The organism is Lujinxingia litoralis (genome assembly GCF_003260125.1).
GTDB lineage: Bacteria > Myxococcota_A > Bradymonadia > Bradymonadales > Bradymonadaceae > Lujinxingia > Lujinxingia litoralis.
In genome coordinates, this window is sequence record NZ_QHKO01000001.1 from 183,519 (window position 1) to 205,092 (window position 21,574).

General features: G+C 65.8%; 19 protein-coding genes. 8 read left to right on the forward strand and 11 right to left on the reverse strand.

From position 1 onward, the window contains the following. Positions 1-41 precede the first annotated feature (41 nt). Both DL240_RS00775 and DL240_RS00780 read left to right on the forward strand, forming a co-directional pair. Positions 42-872, forward strand: coding sequence for a hypothetical protein (locus DL240_RS00775; RefSeq protein WP_111727948.1), 831 nt, complete (start codon positions 42-44; stop codon positions 870-872). A 123-nt stretch (positions 873-995) separates the two neighbouring features. Further along, positions 996-1,493 carry a GNAT family N-acetyltransferase gene (locus tag DL240_RS00780; protein ID WP_111727949.1) on the forward strand — a complete coding sequence of 166 codons (498 nt, stop codon included), beginning with the start codon at positions 996-998 and terminating at the stop codon, positions 1,491-1,493. A 12-nt stretch (positions 1,494-1,505) separates the two neighbouring features. On the opposite strand, the gene DL240_RS00785 is transcribed toward DL240_RS00780, so the two are convergent. The 4 genes from DL240_RS00785 to DL240_RS00800 all read right to left on the reverse strand — a co-directional run bounded on the left by DL240_RS00785 (position 1,506) and on the right by DL240_RS00800 (position 5,304). Further along, positions 1,506-2,447: a CPBP family intramembrane glutamic endopeptidase gene (locus DL240_RS00785; RefSeq protein WP_111727950.1), complete on the reverse strand. Its 942-nt coding sequence runs from the start codon at positions 2,445-2,447 to the stop codon at positions 1,506-1,508. A gap of 24 nt (positions 2,448-2,471) precedes the next feature. Beyond that, the gene (locus DL240_RS00790; RefSeq protein ID WP_111727951.1) at positions 2,472-3,497 is read right to left on the reverse strand and encodes a DUF3078 domain-containing protein; all 1,026 of its coding nucleotides are present in this window, start codon (positions 3,495-3,497) and stop codon (positions 2,472-2,474) included. A 393-nt stretch (positions 3,498-3,890) separates the two neighbouring features. Next, positions 3,891-4,352 carry a PaaI family thioesterase gene (locus DL240_RS00795; protein WP_158542263.1) on the reverse strand — a complete coding sequence of 154 codons (462 nt, stop codon included), beginning with the start codon at positions 4,350-4,352 and terminating at the stop codon, positions 3,891-3,893. Further along, on the reverse strand, positions 4,339-5,304 hold the full coding sequence (locus DL240_RS00800; RefSeq protein ID WP_111727953.1) for a bifunctional riboflavin kinase/FAD synthetase: 966 nt from the start codon (positions 5,302-5,304) through the stop codon (positions 4,339-4,341). Before DL240_RS00800 ends, DL240_RS00795 begins: the two co-directional genes overlap by 14 nt. 224 nt (positions 5,305-5,528) lie before the next feature. Here DL240_RS00800 and DL240_RS00805 point away from each other — a divergent pair, with 224 nt between their 5' ends. Both DL240_RS00805 and DL240_RS00810 read left to right on the forward strand, forming a co-directional pair. After that, positions 5,529-6,944 (forward strand): hypothetical protein, encoded by a 1,416-nt coding sequence (locus DL240_RS00805; protein ID WP_111727954.1) that lies wholly within the window; start codon positions 5,529-5,531, stop codon positions 6,942-6,944. Continuing rightward, entirely contained in the window at positions 6,944-9,319 is a 2,376-nt protein-coding gene (locus DL240_RS00810; protein WP_111727955.1) for a transglycosylase domain-containing protein, read from the forward strand. Before DL240_RS00805 ends, DL240_RS00810 begins: the two co-directional genes overlap by 1 nt. Before the next feature lie 129 nt (positions 9,320-9,448). On the opposite strand, the gene DL240_RS00815 is transcribed toward DL240_RS00810, so the two are convergent. Beyond that, positions 9,449-11,344 (reverse strand): hypothetical protein, encoded by a 1,896-nt coding sequence (locus DL240_RS00815; RefSeq protein ID WP_111727956.1) that lies wholly within the window; start codon positions 11,342-11,344, stop codon positions 9,449-9,451. A 166-nt stretch (positions 11,345-11,510) separates the two neighbouring features. Between DL240_RS00815 and DL240_RS00820 the strand changes: the two genes are divergently transcribed. Beyond that, positions 11,511-12,290 (forward strand): hypothetical protein, encoded by a 780-nt coding sequence (locus tag DL240_RS00820; protein ID WP_111727957.1) that lies wholly within the window; start codon positions 11,511-11,513, stop codon positions 12,288-12,290. Positions 12,291-12,449: 159 nt separating this feature from the next. Then, a complete protein-coding gene (locus DL240_RS00825) occupies positions 12,450-13,826 on the forward strand; it encodes a phosphomannomutase/phosphoglucomutase (protein ID WP_111727958.1) in 1,377 nt (458 codons plus the stop codon). Positions 13,827-13,894: 68 nt separating this feature from the next. Here DL240_RS00825 and DL240_RS00830 read toward each other — a convergent pair whose 3' ends face one another. The 4 genes from DL240_RS00830 to DL240_RS00845 form a co-directional block, all read right to left on the reverse strand. Then, complete coding sequence (locus DL240_RS00830; RefSeq protein ID WP_146618021.1) at positions 13,895-14,752, reverse strand: hypothetical protein; 858 nt, start codon at positions 14,750-14,752, stop codon at positions 13,895-13,897. 3 nt (positions 14,753-14,755) lie between these two features. After that, entirely contained in the window at positions 14,756-16,174 is a 1,419-nt protein-coding gene (locus DL240_RS00835) for a zinc-ribbon domain-containing protein (RefSeq protein WP_111727960.1), read from the reverse strand. Between the two features lie 107 nt (positions 16,175-16,281). Then, on the reverse strand, positions 16,282-16,815 hold the full coding sequence (locus DL240_RS00840) for a polyhydroxyalkanoate synthesis regulator DNA-binding domain-containing protein (protein ID WP_111727961.1): 534 nt from the start codon (positions 16,813-16,815) through the stop codon (positions 16,282-16,284). A gap of 30 nt (positions 16,816-16,845) precedes the next feature. After that, positions 16,846-17,736, reverse strand: a complete 891-nt coding sequence (locus tag DL240_RS00845; RefSeq protein WP_146618022.1) for a hypothetical protein — start codon at positions 17,734-17,736, stop codon at positions 16,846-16,848. A gap of 268 nt (positions 17,737-18,004) precedes the next feature. Here DL240_RS00845 and DL240_RS00850 point away from each other — a divergent pair, with 268 nt between their 5' ends. Then, positions 18,005-18,862 (forward strand): alpha/beta fold hydrolase, encoded by an 858-nt coding sequence (locus DL240_RS00850; RefSeq protein WP_111727963.1) that lies wholly within the window; start codon positions 18,005-18,007, stop codon positions 18,860-18,862. 69 nt (positions 18,863-18,931) lie between these two features. On the opposite strand, the gene DL240_RS00855 is transcribed toward DL240_RS00850, so the two are convergent. Then, positions 18,932-19,879: a hypothetical protein gene (locus tag DL240_RS00855; protein WP_146618023.1), complete on the reverse strand. Its 948-nt coding sequence runs from the start codon at positions 19,877-19,879 to the stop codon at positions 18,932-18,934. A 168-nt stretch (positions 19,880-20,047) separates the two neighbouring features. Here DL240_RS00855 and DL240_RS00860 point away from each other — a divergent pair, with 168 nt between their 5' ends. Beyond that, positions 20,048-21,253 (forward strand): DUF7226 domain-containing protein, encoded by a 1,206-nt coding sequence (locus DL240_RS00860; RefSeq protein ID WP_111727965.1) that lies wholly within the window; start codon positions 20,048-20,050, stop codon positions 21,251-21,253. Positions 21,254-21,276: 23 nt separating this feature from the next. Here the strand turns inward: DL240_RS00860 and DL240_RS00865 are convergent, their stop codons facing one another. Continuing rightward, positions 21,277-21,507, reverse strand: a complete 231-nt coding sequence (locus DL240_RS00865; RefSeq protein ID WP_111727966.1) for a hypothetical protein — start codon at positions 21,505-21,507, stop codon at positions 21,277-21,279. Positions 21,508-21,574: the final 67 nt, after the last annotated feature.

Below are 21,574 nucleotides of genomic sequence, written 5' to 3' on the forward strand. Positions count from 1 at the left end.
GCGCTCGCCAGTACGGCGCCCCCTTGCTCCAGGAGCACCACATGAAGGCTTCCGTCAGCGTTCAGGTCAGCACCCAGCTTCGTAACGGTCAAAACGTCATCCACGCCCTCGACGCCCACAACAGCTCCGTGGCCCGCACCCTGGTCGCCATGCAGTCCCACGACCTCCAGCTACACCTGGAGCAAGACGAAGTCGAACGCTGGATCCGCTGGCTCCGCCACAAACTCCACCACGCCAACGAGTCCCTAAACCAGGCCGAGCTCGCCTACACCGCCCGCCAGGGCACCGAACAGCCCCTGATCACCGCCCGGGACGACGCCTACGCACAACTCAATGACGACATCCGCAGCGTCCGCAACAGCATCGAACAGATCCTCGGACGAAAGGCCCTCGCCAGGTTTGGGATGCATAAACAACCCCCGCAACGCCTCGACGACCTCGAACGCTACGTCGAAAACGTCATCCACCTCCTCGGAAAGAATCCCACCGCCACCTCCCGTCTCGGCATCTCCATGGACACCGCCTCCATCGCGGCGAGCCTCAACGACAAACGGCAGCACTACAACCAGGCCCGCCAGGACGAAAAACGCAACCGACGGGACATTGAAGACGCCAAAGGCCTCCGCGACCAGGCTGTGGAACGCTGGCGCGTCGTCTACCTCGCCGTCGCCGGGCAACTCGAACACCTCTTCCGGCTCGCCGAACGCCCCGACCTGGCCGAACGCGTTCGCCCCACCTTAAGACGAGCCCGCGGCGAAGAAGGTCCCGAACCCGACGCCGGAATCCCCCCCGCAAACTTCCAGCCCGACATCCTGGAACTTGGTCCCTCCCAACCCGCCCCCGAAGAACCCTTCGCCACAGACCCCGCATAACCCCGACTTGCCCACTTCAGCCCCGCAAACGCGGGGCTTTTTTCTTTCTAAAACAACGCTACTATCGCGCTCGGCTCTGCCCTTCCCCCCTTTGAGTCCCCCCCTTCACATCCGAGACCTGCCATGCAGACCTCCCCCCTCATCCGCCCCCTCTCCCCTCAAGACGCCCCCGAAATCGACCGCATCCAGCACCTGGCCTATGGCGAAGGCCTCCGGGAACTCCTCGACGCCCTCGTCTCCAGAATCCACGTCGCCCCCGACTTCTGCTTCGCCGCGCAGTCCCCACAACACGCTTCCCTGGCCGCCTACATCCTGGCACACCCCTGGCCTGCCGACGCCTCCCCCGGCCTCGACAATGTCATCACCTCCCTCCCCGACCAATCCGATGCCATTCACCTCCACGACATGGCTGTCGACCCGGCCTTCGGCGGTCAGGGCATCGCCACCAAACTCCTCGACACCCTCATCGACGCCGCTCGCCAGCAGGGCTTTCACGCCATCACCCTGGTCGCCGTTCAGGACGCCGCAGGCTTCTGGAAAAAGCGTGGTTTTACTCCCCTGCGCCCGGCCGCCGGCTACGACGATGATGCCCTCTTCATGAGGCGCTCCCTCACCCCCTGAACACCGCTTGCCTCAAGCCCCCTCGCTCTCGGCGCGCCGGCCTCCCCGCAGCTTCTCCCAGTCTCCGGCCTCCAACGTCGGCCGGGCCAGCGCCCAGAGCAGCACGTTCGCCACCACAAGCACCCCCACTCCCACCAGACCATGCAGTCCGGTCACCAGCGGGATCGTGTGGTCCAGATACAAAAACGAAAACGCCGCCGTCGCGTTGAGCGTCCCGTGCATCACCGCCGCCGCAATCACCGACCCCGACTTCAGGGTCGCCCACGAAAACAGCGGCGACAACAACACACACCACAGCGTCATCAACCCCACACCCAGCACCGGGTGCTCCGGATAGTTATGCCCCTGCAAAATCAGCGGCGCATGCCACACGCCCCACACCGCCCCGATGATCAGCGCGCTCGTCCAGAACCCCCTGCCCGCCAGCTCCCTTAACATCAACCCGCGCCAACCGGCCTCCTCCCCCAGCGCAAAAAACGCATTGAACGTCGCCCCCACCACCACCCCCTGCACCAGCTGAATCACAAAAAAGATCAGCGGCGGGAACCGCTCCAACACCGCCTTCGCTTCCGCATACTCCTGCGGCCCCAGCATCTGGCGCAGCGACTCCAGAATCCCACCCATCCCCACATCAAACCCCACCCCCGGCAGCAACAACGCCCCAAAGAGCGCCGCAAACGCCAGCACCACCGGCAGAAACCAGGCCACCAACCACCACCGGTTCACCCCAAACTTCAGCCACAAACTCTCGCGCACCGCGCGACCATCGCGACGATCAACCACAATCGCCGCGATGGCCGGAAACAACATATAGGGCAGCGCGATCGCATAGGTCATCATCCCGCCGTACTCGATCCCGGCCAGATAAAAGGCCCCCGCCCATCCCCAGCAGGCCACAAAGGTCAACGCCAGATAACGTCCCAACACCGACCTTGCCTTTCCCTGCTCGACCATCGCGCCCTCCCTCACGGCTTCGTTTTACTTCTCGGTATCGATCAGCGTGTAGTTAAACGTAAGCAACAGGCTGTTCTGAACCTGCGTCGCATCCAACAGCTGCGGATCGCTCAACACCATCAGGCTGTAGGTCAGGCCCATCCAGTCCACAATCGCCACCCGCACCTTGCCCGTCACGCCGATGCGCGCCAGATCAAAGGGAGAGCGATCCTCCTGGTCGTTGTTGATAAAGGGCACCAGCGCCGTGGCCCCCACGCGGTAGTCGATGCGCTGCTCCGGGAACTTCCCTTCCAGACCCAGAAACGCCTCGGCACCGGCCTGGTAGGCGTTCTCCAGCTCCACCAACTCCACATCCCCGGTGGTCTCATCATCCTGGACCACCAGTACGCCTTCGGTCAGCGCTTCACGTGCACCAAAGCCCACGCGCAACGTCGCCCGCACCGCCTCCTGACGAACCGGCTCCAGCGCCACACCCACCGACTGGAACAAGTTCAACGGGCTGATCGGATCCGCCGTCCGCAGACGATCGGTCACCTCTCCGTCCACGCTCCCGTCCGGACGCGTGATCAAATACCCGGTCGCCTCCTCCGTCACCAGCTCCGTGGCAAACGCACTGGTCTCCACGCTCCCCCGTCCATACGGACCGATCCAGTCGTTGAGCAGATAGTTATAAATGCTCTCCAACTCCATCTTATCGTTGTTCTTCACAAACTCCCGGAGCACCGGCGTGCGCGCCCAGCTCGTGTTGTACGCCAGCGTATTGCGCCACTGATGCTTGCCGCGGAAGTAGTCCAGCCCACCGTTGACCGCGCCACCAAGCAAAAACGACGTCCCCTCGTTCTGACCGATCACGTTCTGGTTCGACACCAGGTTAAAACTCGCCTCCACACCCAGCTGACCGCTGAACCCCTGGGGCTGCTCATCCGTCTCAAGCTGCTCCTGACCCACGTACATCGGATCGGCCGCGTCCTGCGCGACAGCAACGCCGGACACACTCAGCGCCATCAACCCCGCTCCCAGCGCCACTCCCACTTTTTGAAACTTCAACATCTACGACTCCTGTTCATCGGTCAGCGTTCTCCTCCAGCGACCCACCGCCATACACACACAAAGAACTCGCGTATGCGGCACGTACGCCGGAACAACGTGCATGATGTATCTTAAGGCTTGGCGCCCGCCAAGCGGCGCGATCCACTTCGCACAGGCCCACCTCCACACACGCCCCAAAGCGCCCCCCATCCCGGCCTCGCCACGCGCATCGCCCCCATTGCCGGCCGCCTTGGCCCCGAGCCCGCCCCACGCACACCACCGCCTCGCCACCCGCCCATGACGCGCTCCCGTGCTCTCCCTCCTGACTGTGCCCCGAATCTCAATGTCGGGCGAAGCCGCCCCGCCCCCCCGCGCAGCCACCGCTTCTTACCCTCCCCCCTCAAGCGCGACCGCTCAGCCGAGCTGCTTGTACAGGTTCGTCACCCGAATCACCGAGAGCGTCTTGCCACTCTCAGCCTGCTCGATCACCACCTCGTGATGAATCAGCATCCGACTGCGACGCAACACCCGTCCCCGCACCAGAATCATCCCTTCCGTAGCGCTGCGCATATGCGAGCCGCTGATCTCAATCCCCACCGGCACCCGCTCACGCACGTCCACCTTCCAGCCCGCGTGCATACTCGCCGCGCTCTCTCCCAGCAGCATACTGACGCCCCCGTGCAACAACCCGAAAGGCTGCAACGCATGCGGCCCCATCGGCATGCTCAGCACAATCGTATCGTCATCCACCGACACCAGCTCCACCCCGTGCACCTCCAGCGCCGTGCCCGCGCTGAGCTCGTCCCACATCTCGAGCCAGAGCGCCTCACTCGATTCCTCTTCCGTGAAGCGACGCAACACTTCAGCCTTCGCCATCGATACCCTCGTCAAAAAAGCCGCGCACCTGCGCCACATCGCTTTTGATCTGAGCCACCAACGCCTGCGGCGACTCAAAACGCTTCTCTTCTCGCACACGCATGTACAGCGCGAGCATCACCTGCTCCCCGTACAGGTCCAACTCATCGCTTACCCCCTCCTCCAGCACAAACGTCTCCACCGTCCGGGCCCCTCCCCCAAACGTCGGCCGCGTCCCGATATTGGTGATCGCCCGCCAGCCCCGCTCATCGCCCCCCTTGGCCAGCCGCGACGCGTACACCCCGTCCGGAGGCAACGCCATCCCCTCCACCACCTCAAGATTCGCCGTCGGGAAGCCCAACGCGCGCCCCCGCGCCTCCCCGTGCACAACCTCCCCCGTCAACCGGTGCGGCCGCCCCAAAAGCTCCCGCACCTCAGCCAACTCCCCGGCCTTAACAAGCCCCCGCACCCGCGTGGAGCTCACCACCGCCCCGCCGACCTCCACCAGCTTCGGCACCACCACCTTCAGCCCGTAGCGAGCCCCCTCCTCTCGCAACAGCTCCGTCGTTCCCGCCCGCCTATGCCCGAACCGGAAGTCTTCCCCGACCACGACCTCCACCGCCCCCAACGCCTCCACCAACACCTCCTTGATAAAGGCCTCGGGGCTCATCGACGCCAGCGCCTCATCAAAACGCAGCGCCACCACGGCATCCACACCGTAGCGTCCCATCAACCCGTACTTCGCCGGCGGCACGCTCAACTTGGCCGGCGCCGCCTCCGGACGAAAAAACGCCACCGGATGCGGCTCAAAAGTCATCGCCACCGACGTCGCACCCAGGCGAGCCGCCTGCTCCACGACCTGCCCGAAGATCGCCTGGTGCCCTCGGTGCATCCCGTCAAAGTTGCCGATCGTCACCACCGAGCGCTCCAGCTTCTCGGCCGCCTCGCTGATCGATGTGTAGACTCGAGTCATCTTCCTCTCGCACGTCACAGGCAGCCCACGCCGGGCCGCCAAGTCGCGCGGAGTGTAATGACCCGCTTCCCCACCGACAAGCGCCACAAAACGGGGCCCGTCTCTCCCCCCGCCCCCGTATCGCCCTGGCACGCGCCAGACGCCCCCAACCCGGGTTGTCCCACCGATCGCCTCGCGCTAGGCTGCCCTCCACGCTGGCTTTTTCTGCCGCGCCCGAGGAGTTCATGCGCGCCCACCTGTACATCTTGCTGACCCTGACCCTGCTGGCCCTCCCCGCCACGACCCGGGCTCAGAACACCGCCGCCTCCGACACCGTCCTGATGCTCTCAGGAGAAGCCGGGATCGGTCCGCTCGATGAGGACATCTTCCTCTCGATCACCCCGCGCCTCACCTACATTCGCCCGTTGCCCGCCCTCTACTGCCCCGACGACAGCGCCTGCTCCAGCCTCTTCCACGCCTCACTCCAGATCCCCCTGCGTCTGCGCCTGGCCGACCGCCATCCCGAGCAACACAGCCTGATCCGCCAGGAAGACTGGCTCGAACTCTCCGACTACCTCCGCGTCCTTCGGCGCCTGGAGTACGGCACGCCCAACGCCCCCCTCTACCTGCGCCTGGGCGAACTCGGCGGCGCCTCCCTCGGACACGGCACCATCATCGGCGGCTACTACAACGTCATCACCACCGATCACTACCGCCTGGGACTGCGCGCCCACCTCGACCTCCCCCGCGGCGGCGTCGAACTCCTGGCCAATAACCTGGCCAGCCCCAACCTCCTGGGCATACGCGCGCACCTGCGGCCATCCTCCTTCTTCAAAAACGCCCCCCGCGCCCTCGACCGCATCTCACTGGGCGCCACCCTGGTCTCCGACCTCCGCGCTCCGACCGACCTCGTCCGCACAACCCGGGGTAGCGCTCTCGCTGGCCCCACGCTCCAGCCCCGGGTCGCATCCGCCCAGCCCACCACCCTGCTGGGCTTCGACGCCCGCATCGACCTCCTCAACCGCCCACGCCTCTCACTGACCCCCTACCTCGACCTCAACACCCACTTCGGCCTGGGCAGCGGCCTGCACGCCGGCCTGCTCTGGCGCCAGAACATCGCCGACCCGGTCGAACTCTCCGCAAAACTCGAATACCGCCACCTCTCCGACCAATACCTCCCCGAATACATCGACCCCATCTACGAAGTCTCCCGCTACCAGACCGCCTCCCCCGTCGAACCCGGCCTGGCCGGCCCCAAACTCCGCGTCGCCCACTCCGCCGACGCCGCCTCCCGTCACGGCTTCCAGGCCTGGCTCCAGACCCGCATCGCCGGCATCCTCACCCTGAGCGCCGCCTACGAAGACGCGCAACACTCCGGCAACGCCGCCCTGCGCGCCCGCGCCGCCCTCCAACTCGCCACCCGACTCCAACTCGCCGCCTTCTATTACAAAACCAACCTCGACGGCCCTCAGAGCAGCGGCACCCTCAACGCGCTCACCAACCTCGACGGCGCCCTGACCCTGGCCGAGGGACGCCTCGGCCTCTACGGCCCCCTCTACGCCCACGCCCGCTACGGCGGCCTCTGGAAGCTGCGCGACGACGGCACCTTCGAAACCGTGCGCCTCTGGAATCTGGGCCTGGGCGCCGGTATCCAGTTCTGATGCCCACCTCTTCCCGCACACCCCGGCGCCTCAACCTCCGCCGTCTCTCACTGGCCCTGGCGACGCTCCTGAGCATCGCCACGCTCGCCAGCGCGATCTGGGCCGCCCGGTTGTGGACACAGGCCCACAATAACCTCCCACCCCTGCCCGACCTCCACGCCTGGAACCCCGATCTGCCCACACAGATCACCACCGCCGACGGCTGGCCCCTGACCTCCCACGCCTCCGGCGCCCCCCTCGCCTACGAAGAACTCCCCCCCCTCCTCATCGCCTCCGTCCTCGCCGCCGAAGACGAGGACTTCTTCCTTCACCGGGGCTACAGCCCCCGCGCCATCGCACGGGCGGCCCTGGTAAACTTGCGCGCGGGCGACATCATCCAGGGCGCCAGCACCATCACCCAACAGGTTGCCAAACACTTCCTCTCCTCCCGAAAAACCACCCGCCGCAAACTCGAAGAACTCCTCCTCGCCCGCCAGCTCGAAGCGCACTACTCCAAACCCGAGATCCTGGCAGCCTACCTGCGCAACGTGTACTTCGGTCAGCAGGCCTGGGGCATCTCCCGCGCCAGCTGGCGCTACTTCAACCTCGCCCCCGCCGAACTCTCCCTCGGACAGATGGCCACCCTGGCCGGACTCCTCCCGGCCCCCAGCGTCTACAACCCGGTCGCCTCCCCCGACATAGCCCTGCAAAAGCGCAACCGCGTGCTCCGCCGACTCCACGACATCGGCGTCATCAGCACACCCACCTACCTCGCCGAACGCGCACAACCTCTGGGCTTCGGCGGCCTCCCCACAGCCCAACCCGACCATCACCTCTCCTTCCCCGAAGCGCACACCGAAGCCCGTCAGCATATCGAGCGCCTGCACCCCGGCACCGACTGGAGCCTCAGCGGCACCCGCGTCATCACCACCCACCGGGTCGGCCTTCAGGCCGCCGCGCGACAGGCCCTGGCCGGCGGAATCCTCGCCCACAACCGGCGGCAGGGCTACCACGGAGCCCTCGCCAGCCTCGCCAACGACCAGCAGCTCCCCGCCCTCTTAAACCCACTTCCAGACGATGCCCGCTACTCCCTCGCCAGCGTCCAGCACGCCTCCCCGGACGGACTCGCCATCCTCACGCCGCTGGGCCCCCTCCACATCCCGAAAGAGCGCTTATCCTGGCTCGGAGGCCTCGATCCACGCAGCGGACGCCCCCGCGATCCCCGCGCCTTCCAGCGCCTTTTACGCCCCGATGACCTCGTCCTCCTGCATCGGACCTCTCCCCGAGCCTCCTGGGAACTCTTCCAGCCCGCCCGGGCCGAAGGCGCGCTCCTGCTCCTCGATCACCACAGCGGTGACCTCACCGCCACCGTAGGCGCCCACCAGGTCCACCGCAGCGCCTTTAACCGCGCCACGCGCGCCTGCCGTCAACCGGGTAGCCTCTTCAAAACCATCGTCTTCGCCGAAGCCCTCTCCAACTCTCTCACCCTGGCCACCCTTCTTCGAGACATCCCCTCCACCGTCGACACACGCGGAAACACCGGCACCTGGGCCCCCCGCAACGCCGACCTCGACTTCAAAGGCACCATCACCGCCTTAGACGCACTGGTCTTAAGCCGAAACATCCCCGCGGTTCACCTCCTGGAACGCATGGGCCCCTCCGCCCTGATCCGACGCGCCCGAGCCCTGGGTGTCGAGGCCACCCTCGATCCCACCGCCTCCCTCGCACTGGGCGCCAGCTGCGTCACCCCCCTGGACATGGCCCGCGTCCACGCCGCCATCGCCCGCGGCGGGCTCGACACCCCCACCCGCGCTATCGACCGCACCATCGACTTGCGCACCGGCCAACTCCACGACCACGGCCACTTCGCGTCGCCCTCCGCCACGGCAACCGCACGCCTGGCACGCATCGCCGCCCCCCTTCTCCCCCCCGAGCGCGTGCTCAACCCGCGCCCCACCGCACTCCTCCACCACGCACTCCTCCAGGTCGCCCGCCGGGGAACCGCCGCCGCCATCCCCGATGCCTGGCCCATCGCCGCTAAAACCGGCACCACCAACGAGTTCGACGCCTGGCTGGCAACCTACTCCCCGACTCTCACTGCCATCGTCTGGATCGGCAGCGATAAAAACACCCACCCGCTCGGCCGCGGTGAACACGGCGCGCGTACCGCCTTACCCGTCTTCACCTCCCTCTACCAACACCTGCACCGCCCCGACATCGACTGGCCTCACCGCACGCTCGACCTCGAAGAAGTCCTCATCGACCCGGCCACCGGCCTGCGCTCCCGCCCCGGCGAACCGGGCCACCCCTATCCCTTTATCCCCGGCACCGCCCCCGCGGAATTCGCCCCCACCCGCGCATCCCGTCAACTCCTCCACATCGACACCATCCGCTAAGCGCTCCGCCCCCCTGACGCGCTCAAGCCCCGACTCCAAACCTATCCGGCCTCACCGCCACGCCCACAACACACCCCGTCTTGGACATCGTGCTCCAAACGCCTCACGCGCGTACACACAGCCGCCGCCTCACTCCTCCTCAACCCGAAACTCCAAAATCCCCTCGGCCTCCGCCCCCCTCCCTTCGGCGCCTCCCGCGGCGCCGCCCTCCGCCTCGCCACGCTCGCGCTCAGGCACCAGCGCCTCCCCGTACAACTCCAGGCTCTCCAGCGCTAGAGCCACCTCGGCCAGCCGCTCCCCAACCCCATCCGCCGGCGCCTGCACGCTATACGACGTCAACACCTCGCCACGTTCCCACTGCCACAGCTGCAACTCGATCGCGCGTCCGTCGATCTCCCCCGTAGCCGCCAGGCTCACCCGTGGGCCCCCCTCTCCCTCTGCACTCACCTGCACCTCAGGCTCCGAGCCCTGCACCGACCGCGCAAACGCCTCCTTAAGCCCGGCCACGTAGTCATCAGATCCAAACGCCGCCCCCAACGGATCAACAAGCTCCGTGGTCCACTGCGCGAGCGCGCCATCTTCATGCGTCGCAAACCAGCGAACGTGCACCTCGTCGCTCTTCTGCACCTGCCATCCGTCCAGCGCCTCCAGCGACATCGTCCAGCCCGACGCCGGATCCTGCCAACGCTCCCCCTCCAGTCGGGCCTCCTGAGCCGCCTCCACATAACGCTCATAGGTCGTGGGAACAAAGCGAAGCGGCGCCGGTTCTTCCGGCAAAAACGCCAGCGCCGCCCCGGCCAACGCCTTCACTTCATCATCGAGATGCCCCGGGTCCTGCGCCTCGGTATAACTCGTCAACGCCACATGGAGCCCCTGCACCGCCACCCGCGTTCGCGCCCCGGCGCCCTCCCCCTGCCGGGCCACCAACGCCTGCTCCATCGCCGCGGCTACCTGCTGGGCCTCATGCGGCGTACGCCAGGCACTCAGCCAGACAAACCCCTCCTCCCCACCGCCGGGCGACCGATACACCCGATAGCTATCGGCCAGCCACGCCCCAAAAATCGAGCGCGCCCCCCGGGCATCCAGCACCTCCTCCAACCAGACGCTCGTCAACAACGGCCCCACCCTCCCCTGGCCGATTAGCTCCCAACGCCGCGCCTGCTGCACCGCCTCAAACGCCTCCGGCCACTGCCAGACCGCCTCGCCATCCCCGCCCATCCACCGATCCGGCCTCACCACGTCCACACTTTGCCCGGATCCCTCCACGCGCCCCCACTCCACGCCGCCCCACCCCTGGGCCCGATACAACGCCGCGGCCAACCCCAGCGCCTCCCGCATCACCAACGCTCCCAGCGCCCGCTCTACCGAGGCCCCCTCACCAGCCGCCATCACCTCGTTGACTCCGGCCACCCGCTCGGCCAGATCGGGCCGCCGCGCCAGCAACGCCCCATCCAGCTCCATCCCCTGTGCCTCCGCCAGCGCCAGCGTCGACGCGAACATCGGCCCCGCGCTCCGCACCACCTGTTGCGCCAACCACCCGTCCACGCTCCCGGCCGTCTCCAACGCCCCAAACACCTGTGACTCCAACGCCACGCTGCTGGCCATCGCCGACGCCCACCGCGACACCTCCCCGTCCCCCTCCTGAATCACCCGCATCGCCCCCTGCTCGCCGGCGCGCGCTTCGGCTCGAGAGGACCACCCCCGATCCACCGACAACTGCAACGCCTCGGCATCCCCAAACAACGCCTGCGACAGACGCGCGCGCTCCTCCTCAATCCCCTCCCCGAGCCCCCGCCCCGGCGCGACCGACTCCCCCCTGACAACCTCGACCTCACCACCATACCCGCGATCACGAAGCTCCGCCGCCCGCGCCACCACCTGCGCGCTCTCCATCAGGCGCGCCACCTGCGCCTCCTCTCCCCCGCGCACCGAAGACGTCTCCCCGCTGCGTGGCGTCTCGCATCCGACCCACCCTCCGGCCAGCATCGCCACCAGCACCCAACTCCATCCTCGGCTCGCGCTCATCCTTACTCCCTGATCACTTTACTCCCGACACCCTGACCCGGCCGGCTCGCCGGCCATCGTGCCCCGGGAGCGCCATCAGGTCAAAACATCCCTCCCGGCTGGTCTGGCGCAACGCGACCCTCTAAACTCCTACTTCCTCACACTCGCACTACCTCCGGGGGGCACCGTGTCACAGACCAATCACCTCATAGCCGCCGACCTCCCCTATCTCCTCTGGCGCACCCACCGCGGCCCACACGCCGAACGCTTCCCCGAAGCCATCGCCACCAACGGCACCATCATCCGACGCGTCGGCGCCATGGAGCGCCAGATCTACATCCAGCAATTCGAAGCCCCACACGCCGCCCGCGCTCTCGTCAAACGCATTGAGGCCGGACTCTCCCGCCAGCACGCCCTCATCGGCTACTCCCTGATGCAGGGCGACGATCCAGTGGCCATCCGCGTCACCGGAAGCTCCGACAACCCCGGCTGGATGGCATTCCCCGACCGAGGCGCGCTCCCCCTCGAACTGCGCCCGCCCAACGCCCGCACCACCCTGCCTCAACTCGCCACCGACCTCCCCCGTCGCCGCCTGGTCGCCGGTGCCGCGCTCCGCTGGCAACGCGACCGCCTGATCCTCCATGCCGCCCTCGAAGAGCGCGGACACAACATCCCCCTGAACCTCCTCCCCCACGTCGGCCCCCTCTCCCTGGTAGCCACTCGCCCCGACGCCACGGGCCTGGCCGAAGTTAGCCTGGGCAATCGCCCCACACGCCCCGACCTGCGCCAGGCCCTCGACGATCGCCTCGAACTCACCATCCCTCTCCCTACGCACCCAACCCGCAAGCTTCTCGAAGACCCCACCGCTCGCTTCTGGCTACGCCTGGAACTCTCCGCCAACCTCCTCTGCCTCCCCCCTCGCTGGCGCACTTTCGACCTCGAAATCCGCCCCACCGCCCCCCGCTAACGCCCCACGCACCGGCCTGACTTGCCCACCGCCCCCCCCGGTGCTACATCCCGCCTTGCTCACCCTGTGACGGCGTTTAACTTCGGCCCACTCTTGCCCCACTGCCACGGCCTCGACGTCTACGCCGCCTACCCCTGTCCTCCCGACGACGGAGCCCCCATGAACGCCGAGATCTTCCGCGCCTACGACATCCGCGGCATCGCCGACACCGACCTCAACGACGATCTGGTCTGCGACATCGGACGCGCCTTCGCCACCATGGTGGCACGACGCGGCCAGAGTCAGCCCCGCATCGGTATCGGACGCGATGCCCGACGTTCCTCCGACCGCATCTTCAATGCCCTACAGCGCGGCATGCGCGAGGCCGGCGCTCACGTCGTCAACCTGGGCACTGTCCCCACTCCCCTGGTCTACTTCGCCGCCCTCACCTCCGGCTTCCACGGCGCCGTCCAGATCACCGGCAGCCATAACCCCGGAGAGTACAACGGCTTTAAAATGATGATCGGCAAGGAAACTCTCCATGGCGAATCCATCCAGGAGCTGCGCCGCCTGATCGAAGCCCGGGACTTCACCACCGGTGATGACCTGAGCTGCTCCGCCATGCCCGACCTGCGCAAGAACTACATCGAATGGATCCGCGACAACATCTCCATGGGGCCGCGCAAACTCCACATCGCGGTCGACTCCGGCAATGGCGTCGCTGGCGTCATCGCCCCGGAACTCCTGCGCGATGCCATCAGCGCCCGCATCGAAGAGCTCTACTCCGAGCCCGACGGCACCTTCCCCAATCACCATCCCGATCCCACCGTCCCCGAAAACCTCACCGACCTTATTGACCGCGTCCAAGAGCTCGGCTGTGACTTTGGCGTCGCCTACGATGGCGACGGAGACCGCATTGGCGTCGTCGACGAAAAGGGACAGATCATCTGGGGCGACCGCCTCATGATCCTCTTCGCGCGCCAGGTGCTGGCCAACAACCCCGGTGCCACCATCATCGGAGAGGTCAAGTGCTCCCAGACCCTCTTCGACGACATCCAGGCTCACGGCGGCGTCCCGGTCATGGCACGTGTGGGCCACAGCCTGATCAAAGCCAAGATTCAGGAAACCGACGCTCACCTGGCCGGCGAAATGAGCGGACACATCTTCTTCAACGATCGTTTCTTCGGCTTTGACGACGCACTCTACGCCACCTGCCGCCTGGCCGAGATCCTCTCCCACACCGACCAGCCCCTCAGCGAGCTCTTGGCCGACGTACCCCAGACCCACGTCACCCCCGAAATCCGCCGCGACTGTCCCGAATCCATCAAGTTCAAGGTCCCCGGCATCGTCGCCCAGCACTTCTCAGCCGACTATGAAACCAACACCATCGACGGCGTCCGCGTAAAATTCCCCCAGGGATGGGGACTCGTCCGCGCCAGCAACACCCAGCCGGTCCTCGTGATGCGCGCCGAAGGTCAATCCCCTGAAACCCGCGACGCCTACCTCAAGCTCCTCGACGAGGCGGTCGCCGAGGCGGAACGCACACTCGGGTCCTGACCCCCTGCTGGCAACACCTACAAAAAAGCCTCCCGGGCACTCCCGGGAGGCTTTTTTATGCCTGTAACTCACACCCGCCAGGGGGCGGTGCGTTCCTCTCGCAGCCGCACCAGCCTTCCGGCCGCCTCCTGCACCAACTCGTGCAGCTCGCCACTCCCGGCGACTTGCCGAAGCATCTTCAAAGGCAACGTCGGCAAAATCTTCAACGCCACCCCGGTAGGACCAAAGGGGTTACGCGCCAGCGCCTCCCGCACCTCCACCTTGCGAAACCACACCGGATGGCAAGCCACCTCATTCACCAGCTCCGGAACAGTGGGGCGGCGAGCAGCGATCACGAGCACATCCCGCACGCGCAACTGGGGGTTGGATAGCAGCTTCCCGATCACCAGCGGGCTCGGATCCATCAGCAAACGATCCAACAACTTGCGCTCGCGCTCGCTGGCCATCATCCGTCGTTCCCCGAGCGTGATCTCTCGCTCCAGCGGCAGGCGCACCTCCGGCAACTTCCGCCCCGCGGCCAGCCCCCGCACCGGTGGCGCATCACGCAACATCGCCACCACCGACGCGCGCTCCGCGCGATAGGCCGCCTCAAAAAGCTCGGTAATCCAGCCGTAGTCCGCGTCTACATCCACGGTCACCAGCCAGTAGGCCGCCGCCAGCATGGCCTCCATCGCATCAGCGTCTCCCCACAGCGCGCCCCGGATCAGCTGATCCAGGCACCAGACGGCTTCATCAGCCTCTAGCGCCTCCAGACGACCAGCCACGGTAGCCGCCCGCATCGCCAGCTCGGGCACTCCGACGACGTGGCGAACCATCGCCTCATACGCCCTCGCCAGCGGGTCGGGCACCGGCGAGTCCCCCCCTCCCGACGACGCATCTACCCTCGGCAAATCACCATGCGCAGCGCTCTCGTCGGGATCACCCATAAATCACTCTCCCACCGCAACCGGCGCCCCGCCTCCGGCCTGCTCAACCACGCTCACCTTAAGCCCGAAGTTACCACCCTCGAGCACGGTCTGCGGCACGTCGTCGAACACCAGCGTAAAGGGCACCACCGACTTCGGATTCACCGACTGGCCGCCTCCCTTTACCAGCGCGCGCACATCCTCCACGCTCTTCTGGCCGCTCACCTCCGCCGCACTCACATCGGCGCCGGCCACACCACCCACCTCTCGCAGCGGGCGGCCTTCGGCGCTGGAAACCGTCGCGCGAAGCTCCACATTATGGAACGCGCTCTCGGCGTAGCTGCGCACGAACCCCTTGACCAGAAGCACCTTGGCGTCGCGCCCCACATCGACCAGCTGGCCATACACACTCTCGGCCGCCAGCGGAGCCTCGGGGGCCTGAATGATCGTGGTCTGCGTCGGCCGGGCCCACTCCTCACGCGGGGTATACTCTCCGTCCCCGAAAGCCACCTCGATCATCTGACCGAAGTTTTTGAAATCCAGAAACCCGTCGTTGAGTGCAGCGACCGTTCCCAGAAAACCCATCGACACCAGGCACATCAGCAAAAGCACCACCGCCAACTTCGACCCGCCGCGTCCTCCGATGCGATGCGGCTCCAGGTCGTCAAGCTCGCCAGCAGCCACAGGAGCAGGTCGCGCTGCCGGTGCGGCAGCCGCCGGCGCCACCCGCGCAGCGGCTGCTCGCGGAGGCGCCGCGCCAACCGGCGGCCGTGCCGGCGCCGGCGCCGATGCGCCGGGCTCAACCTTGCCGGTGTTCGGATCAAAATAAGGACCGTCTTCGCCAAAGGACTCGTCCACCAACTCCGACGCATCCCCAAACGCCCCCTGTCCCTGCCCCAGAATCGGCCCCGAATCCTCCGCCGCGTCCACATCTTCCGCTGGCGCCGCCTGCGCAGTCGGCGGCGCGCCGGCGAGCTTCACCCCGGGGGGCGGACCGAACTTCGCGGCGGGCGCTGCGGCCGCCGGCGCCTGAGCAACCTCGTCGCTCGCTTCCTCCTCCGAGGCAGCTTCCTCCTCCGAGACAGCAGCCTCCTCCTCACCACCTGAAAGCGCGCTGGCCTTCTTCGGCTTGAGGTTCAACCCCGCGTGAGGAAAGGGGTTCGAACTCCCGGAGCCCCCCAGACTCAGCCCGCCTTTACCCGGCAGTTTGAGCTTCTTCTCCTCACTCTCGGCCTCGGCCGGCTCGGCCGCCTCCGTCGCTTCGGGCTCGGCCGCCTCGGCGTGATCCTCTTCCTGATAGAAGATCTCCACCTCGTCGCCTTCCCCCGCGCGAACTCGAAACACATGACTGCAGCGCGAGCAGCGCAGCTTCACGCCTTTCTCACTGACGCGCTCATCGGGGAGGTTAAAACCTGTCGAACATTCGGGACACCGGATGATCATCGATTCGCCTCAATTTCATGAGTGTTCTTGCGGACCTGGACCCTACGCCAGACCCCAATGTAGCGCGCACCGGCCGCGCCTCCAACCCCCTTTTCCACGCCAGGCCCTCAGTCCTGACGCTCGTGCGCCACCATCGCCTCCAGGCGCATCAAACGGTCTTCGAGCTCCCCCACCGTCTTTTGAAGCTCGTCGATTTCATGCTGCATCTCCGGAAGGTGCGTAAGCTGATCGACCGCGTCTCGAAAACGATCATCCAGACGACGCTGCATCTCGTCGACCGAACGCTGCGTCCCGTCGACAAACTCACGAATCGCCTTCCCTCCCTCCTCCAACGCCTCGGCCCGTCGCTTAAACTCATCGCGAAACTGGGTCACCGGCCACTGCAGGCGCGCAAAAAACTCCTCGCCAGACTGAATGATCCCCCGCAATACCGACACCGGAAACGCCGGGTTCGCACGCTGCTGATCCAGCACAATATGTGCCAGCGTCGCGCTGGTAATATCTTCCCCTGTCGAATTGTCGATAATGCGCACATCCTCGCCCTGGCGAACCATCTCCTCGATGTTCTCCAGGGTGATGTACGTACTCGATTCGGTATCGTAGAGCTTGCGGTTGGCGTAACGCTTGACGAGCTTAGGCATACTTTTTGGCCCTGCTTACGGGTTGCGAAGTTAGAAATCCACTCCGCCCGCAAACGTATACTGCTGCACCGTATCCGAAAAGACCGCTTCCAGCGTGAAGTTCAAAATCCACACATGCAGACGCAGCCCACCTAAGAAACGATTGATCTGAATCTGCTGCTGCCCGAACACAAACTCCGGAGCAAACACCTCGCCGGGACGGTCCGGATTAAACTGCGGCGGACGCGGGTCCTGAGGATAGGCATTGAGTACCCGGCTGGAACTGATCACGTAGAGCTGCTGAAAACCCACGTAAGGCGTCAACGCCATCACGCCGCCCAGCGCAAAGGACTTCGACGCCGACACGTCCCAGCCCACGTTGACCATGTTCAGCTCGCGCGCACCAACCACCGTGTTCACCGTGCCGCGCACTCCCACATCCGGGAAGTAGTAGAACCCTTCGTTAAGCGCCCAACGCAAGTCGGCGCCCATCGTGAACATCTCGCTGTCGTAGAGATAGCCCAGGTTGCCGGCCACCTCAAAAGAGAAGGGCAGCCCCTTGCGCACCTGAAGGTGCCCGGTAAAGAGCGTCGACTCCGGGTTACGATCGCGAACCCCCAGCTGCCAGTGCTCTTCGGTATGCGGAATCGCCGAAAGACTCCCCATGAACATCACCGCAAAACCGGCTTCCCCCAGCGTCTCCGACGGAGCCACAAAACGCGGCGCCATCACCTGCCCCAGGTCACGCGACAGATCGTAGAAGAGCGCCTCATCGGGCTCGGCAACCCCACAGGTCTCCGCACACCCGGCCTCGGTGTTCTCATTAAAGGTCGCAAAGCGCGACAACTCCAGATCGTTGCCGCCCGCCATCGCCGGCGATGCTATCGCAAACACACTGAGCACGCTGCCCAGACAAACCACTCGGCGTTTCCATGCACTCATCCACCAACCTCCAACAGCCCGACGGCGCAGCATGCTCAATCACTCAGACGAGCTCTGCCCCCTGCCAGGGACAGCACCCGTGGTGCAGCTTTGGATCACTTCCAGATCGTCTGGGCGTTCTATCAAGGGGGGGTAGGAGCGTCAAGTCACCGCCCCTTGCCCTCCCTTGGTCAGCGCAGCCGCTCCTCTGTTATAACGCGCTCCGGGCACTTTCCCGCCCTCCCCACGACCAGCCCCCCAGCTCGATCCTCCGCACCGACTTCTCCTTATGCTGACTTCCCTGAATCCCCCCTTCCGCTCCGTCTACACGCCCTCTCCCTTTCAAATGCACCCCTTCCACTGGTGGGAGTGCGGCCAGGGCACCGAGACCGTGGTCTTCCTCCACGGGATCATGGCCCACGCGATGGCCTTTCGCCTGGCAGTCTCCCCCCTGGCCGCGCGTTTCCGCGTCATCGTCGCCGACCTCCCCGCCCATGGACGCGACCAGACCTTCCGCTCCCCCGATGACATCCCGCCCACCGTCCAGGGGCTTTCGCGCTGGCTCGACGCCCTCCTCGCCAGCATCGGCGACTCCCGGGTGCACCTGGTGGGCCACTCGCTGGGCGCCACGCTGGGCTTTCATCGCGCTCTGCGCGCCGACCGCGCCCCTTTGCAAAGCCTGACCCTGATCAGCCCCGGCCTCAAACTGCGCACGCCACGCCAGGCCGCAGGCCTGATCAAAAGACTCCCCTCCCCCCTGGCGCAACTGGGCATGAACCGCCTGGGCATCCGTCTGCTGGAGCCCCTGCAATGGCGCCGGGCACGCATGACCACCGACGAACTCGATGCCTACCTCGAGCCTCTCAAACACCCCGCGCGCCTTGATTTCATGCTTCGCCTGGCCGCCGACCTGGTCGCGGCCGGCGATCGCAGCCAGGGCGCCGAACACATCGCGCTTCCCACCCTTCTGATCTGGGGCGATCGCGACCACCTCCTTCCCCTGGAAACCGCCCACCGACTCGAACGCGCCATCCCCCGCGCCTCCCTCCACGTCTTCAACGCCTGCGGTCACTGCCCGATGGAAGACTACCCAGACGACTTCAATCGCTTGCTCGCAGACTTTTTGGCCCTGCACGCTCACCCCTGACTCGTCGCGCATTAAAAAAGCCGGCCCCCCGCAGGGGGCCGGCTCCTTCGTCCTTGCGACTCCGGCGAATCACTCCGCCGAGGCCTCCGCGCGCGGCGGCACCGGACAGGTAATCGACGCCTTCTTCTGCGTGACCTCCTCACGCAGCGCGTTATCCTCCACACCGCTTACGCTGAGCTGACTGGCCTGCTCACACCGCAGCTCTTTGAGCTTGTGCAGACGCACCTCCAGCGCCTCGCGCTCGGCCGGCTCGCGTTCTAAACGCTCCTCCAACTCCGCCTGATACTCCTGAACCGTCTTGGTATCGCCGTCTTTAATGGCCTGCTCAATCGCCGCTTCAATCCACGGGTTACGAGAACCCAGCGCTTCGAGCGCCCCTTCCTGCCGACGGATGTAGTCTTCGTAGTACGTCAGCGCCAACATGCGGGCTCCGGCCAACACCTCGGGCTTCTGCGCTTCCCCGGCCCAGGCCGCAATCTCGTCGAGCACTGCCTGCGCTTCCTCACCCAGCGTCTCGGGCGCTTCCGTCCCCGAACGGGTCTTCTCACGCAGGTGAATCAGGTTCTCCAAGCGCTGCAACCTCACCCAACCGTTCTTCGGAAACGCCTGCTGCGCCTTCGCAAAGCTCGCCTCGGCCTCCGAGAGAGTGCCGTGACTGGCCTTCGGATCGTCGGCCATGCTCAGCGCGCGGTCCAGGTCGGGCCACTCCACATTATTGAGCACAAACGCACGCAGGGCTTTATCCTCCCCCGCCATCCACACCACCGGCCCGGTCCGCACCTGCCCGCGCCACTCATTGGCCATCTCCACCTCGGAGATCGGCTCGTGACAGGCCTCCACCAGCACCTGATAGCTGCGGTCCCCGTGTAGTTTCACCTCATGAAAGCGCTCGGTGGACGCCCGGCACTTCTCAATCTCATGCGTCACCACATTTAAAACGCGGTCCTCAGTCTTACTGCAGCCCCACAGCGTGCAGGCCATCAACGTGGCCGTAATCACCTTCATAGAACGTTGCATCGGAGAGCTCCGTGGATCGATTCAGTTGGCCCGAATTCTCTGGGATAGTCTGTTTGAGCCGTCGACGCCCGCAAGCATCCAACGGTATCGCCGCGGACCATATCACAGCCCCGGTCCTCGCAAAACGCGCCCATCGCTCCTGAACCTCTTCTCAGGTAGACTGGTCACATGAGTAACGAACCTGCCGACAACCCCCAACTCGATCTTCTTGAGGCGACCTCCGAGATCCCCCAGGCCAACAACCTGGAAACCTTCATCGCGCTCATCCACCAACTCCAGGACGGCCCTCATACCTTCGAGGCGATTGCCGAATCCCTGGGCGTAGAACCCCGCACCGCGCGCTACTACGCAGACTTTGCCCGCTGGCTCGAACTTGTCCGCCCCTCCGACGTCGGCGCCATCACGCTAACCCCGGACGGACGACGCTTCGCACTCAGCATCGCGGCTCGCCCACGCATTTTCTCCAACGCGCTCTTCGCACGTCCCCTGGTGCACACCGTGCACCGACTCAAACAGCAAGAGCTGGCCGACCAGCCCGAACCGGCGGCAACCCGGGAAGCCTGCCGCCGGGCCATCACCGCCCACTCAAACCTCAGCGCGGCCACCGTAAATCGCCGCGCGAGCGCCCTGAGCGCCATGCTCGGCTACGCCTACCGCCGCCAGGACTTTGACTGGAACACAGGCAAGCCTCGCCCCCATCAAAACACCCCACTGACCTTTGAGGGCCAGAGCTTTCTAACCGCGTTCAGCGCCCGCAAGTTCTCCTCGCGCACCGCCATCTGGATCGCGCTCCCCGCCCAACTTCTTCTCTTCTTGCGGCAGGAGCCCCTCGCGCTCAAAGACTGGAAACGCGCCTCCTACGATATCCCCCACACGCCACACGCCCGTTGGTTTGGCTCCATCCCCCTCAACCGCGCTACCCTCAACGCCGCAGCCCGCAAAGCTCCCGACCTTGCAAGCCTCATCGTCACCTGCAACCCCTACGTGGCCATGCTCATGGCCATGCTCACATCCTGTGACCGCGTCGGGCGTCCCTACTTCACCCTGACCGACGATATGTACGGCGTACGCCTCTGGAGGCGCGGCCAGGAACTCGGCCCCCTGCTTGACGTGCTCAACACACTCGCGCGCAGCCTTGAGCTCCATCCCACCACACAGGTCCCTCACTGCCCACACACCCCCGGCGCTCGCCAGCTCGCCGCCCACGAACTTTTGGAAGTCCTCCAACGGGCTCGCCTGGCACACCACGGCGACACCGCGCTCATGGCCCGCACTGGCCTCATCGACGAGTGGCGCACCTCCACCGACGATAACCCCTCGTTGGCCGAACGCCTGGGCGAACTCCGAGACGCGATCCTCCACGTCGTCTCTTAGCCCCCACCGCAGCCACACACCGCTTACGTATCGCTCTGCTCGGGTTCAAAGAGCATCTCCCAGGCAAATCGCGCGCGATACCCGAAGTACACCAGGAAAAAGCCCGCAATCGCCAGCTCCGCTCCGGCTTCTCGCTCGCCAGTGGCCACCTGATACCCCATATGCGCCGAGAAGATCAGCCCGATGACCAGAAACACAAAGGGCAACGTATGCAACAGGTTAAACGTCAGGTTGTCAGGTTTTCGTAGCTTCACGGCGATGTTCTCGAATGGCAGTGGTGGGTTGACCGGCAAACGCGCGCTGCGTCGGCTCTCAGGCCGA

Excerpts from the sequence above, each read along its gene's own strand:
- DL240_RS00810 (WP_111727955.1), top strand. The coding sequence starts at position 6,944 with ATGCCCACCTCTTCCCGCACACCCCGGCGCCTCAACCTCCGCCGTCTC.
- DL240_RS00855 (WP_146618023.1), bottom strand. The coding sequence starts at position 19,879 with ATGCAACGTTCTATGAAGGTGATTACGGCCACGTTGATGGCCTGCACG.
- DL240_RS00815 (WP_111727956.1), bottom strand. The coding sequence starts at position 11,344 with ATGAGCGCGAGCCGAGGATGGAGTTGGGTGCTGGTGGCGATGCTGGCC.
- DL240_RS00785 (WP_111727950.1), bottom strand. The coding sequence starts at position 2,447 with ATGGTCGAGCAGGGAAAGGCAAGGTCGGTGTTGGGACGTTATCTGGCG.
- DL240_RS00850 (WP_111727963.1), top strand. The coding sequence starts at position 18,005 with ATGCTGACTTCCCTGAATCCCCCCTTCCGCTCCGTCTACACGCCCTCT.
- DL240_RS00800 (WP_111727953.1), bottom strand. The coding sequence starts at position 5,304 with ATGACTCGAGTCTACACATCGATCAGCGAGGCGGCCGAGAAGCTGGAG.
- DL240_RS00825 (WP_111727958.1), top strand. The coding sequence starts at position 12,450 with ATGAACGCCGAGATCTTCCGCGCCTACGACATCCGCGGCATCGCCGAC.
- DL240_RS00835 (WP_111727960.1), bottom strand. The coding sequence starts at position 16,174 with ATGATCATCCGGTGTCCCGAATGTTCGACAGGTTTTAACCTCCCCGAT.
- DL240_RS00780 (WP_111727949.1), top strand. The coding sequence starts at position 996 with ATGCAGACCTCCCCCCTCATCCGCCCCCTCTCCCCTCAAGACGCCCCC.
- DL240_RS00775 (WP_111727948.1), top strand. The coding sequence starts at position 42 with ATGAAGGCTTCCGTCAGCGTTCAGGTCAGCACCCAGCTTCGTAACGGT.
- DL240_RS00840 (WP_111727961.1), bottom strand. The coding sequence starts at position 16,815 with ATGCCTAAGCTCGTCAAGCGTTACGCCAACCGCAAGCTCTACGATACC.
- DL240_RS00805 (WP_111727954.1), top strand. The coding sequence starts at position 5,529 with ATGCGCGCCCACCTGTACATCTTGCTGACCCTGACCCTGCTGGCCCTC.
- DL240_RS00860 (WP_111727965.1), top strand. The coding sequence starts at position 20,048 with ATGAGTAACGAACCTGCCGACAACCCCCAACTCGATCTTCTTGAGGCG.
- DL240_RS00845 (WP_146618022.1), bottom strand. The coding sequence starts at position 17,736 with ATGAGTGCATGGAAACGCCGAGTGGTTTGTCTGGGCAGCGTGCTCAGT.
- DL240_RS00795 (WP_158542263.1), bottom strand. The coding sequence starts at position 4,352 with ATGGCGAAGGCTGAAGTGTTGCGTCGCTTCACGGAAGAGGAATCGAGT.
- DL240_RS00830 (WP_146618021.1), bottom strand. The coding sequence starts at position 14,752 with ATGGGTGATCCCGACGAGAGCGCTGCGCATGGTGATTTGCCGAGGGTA.
- DL240_RS00790 (WP_111727951.1), bottom strand. The coding sequence starts at position 3,497 with ATGTTGAAGTTTCAAAAAGTGGGAGTGGCGCTGGGAGCGGGGTTGATG.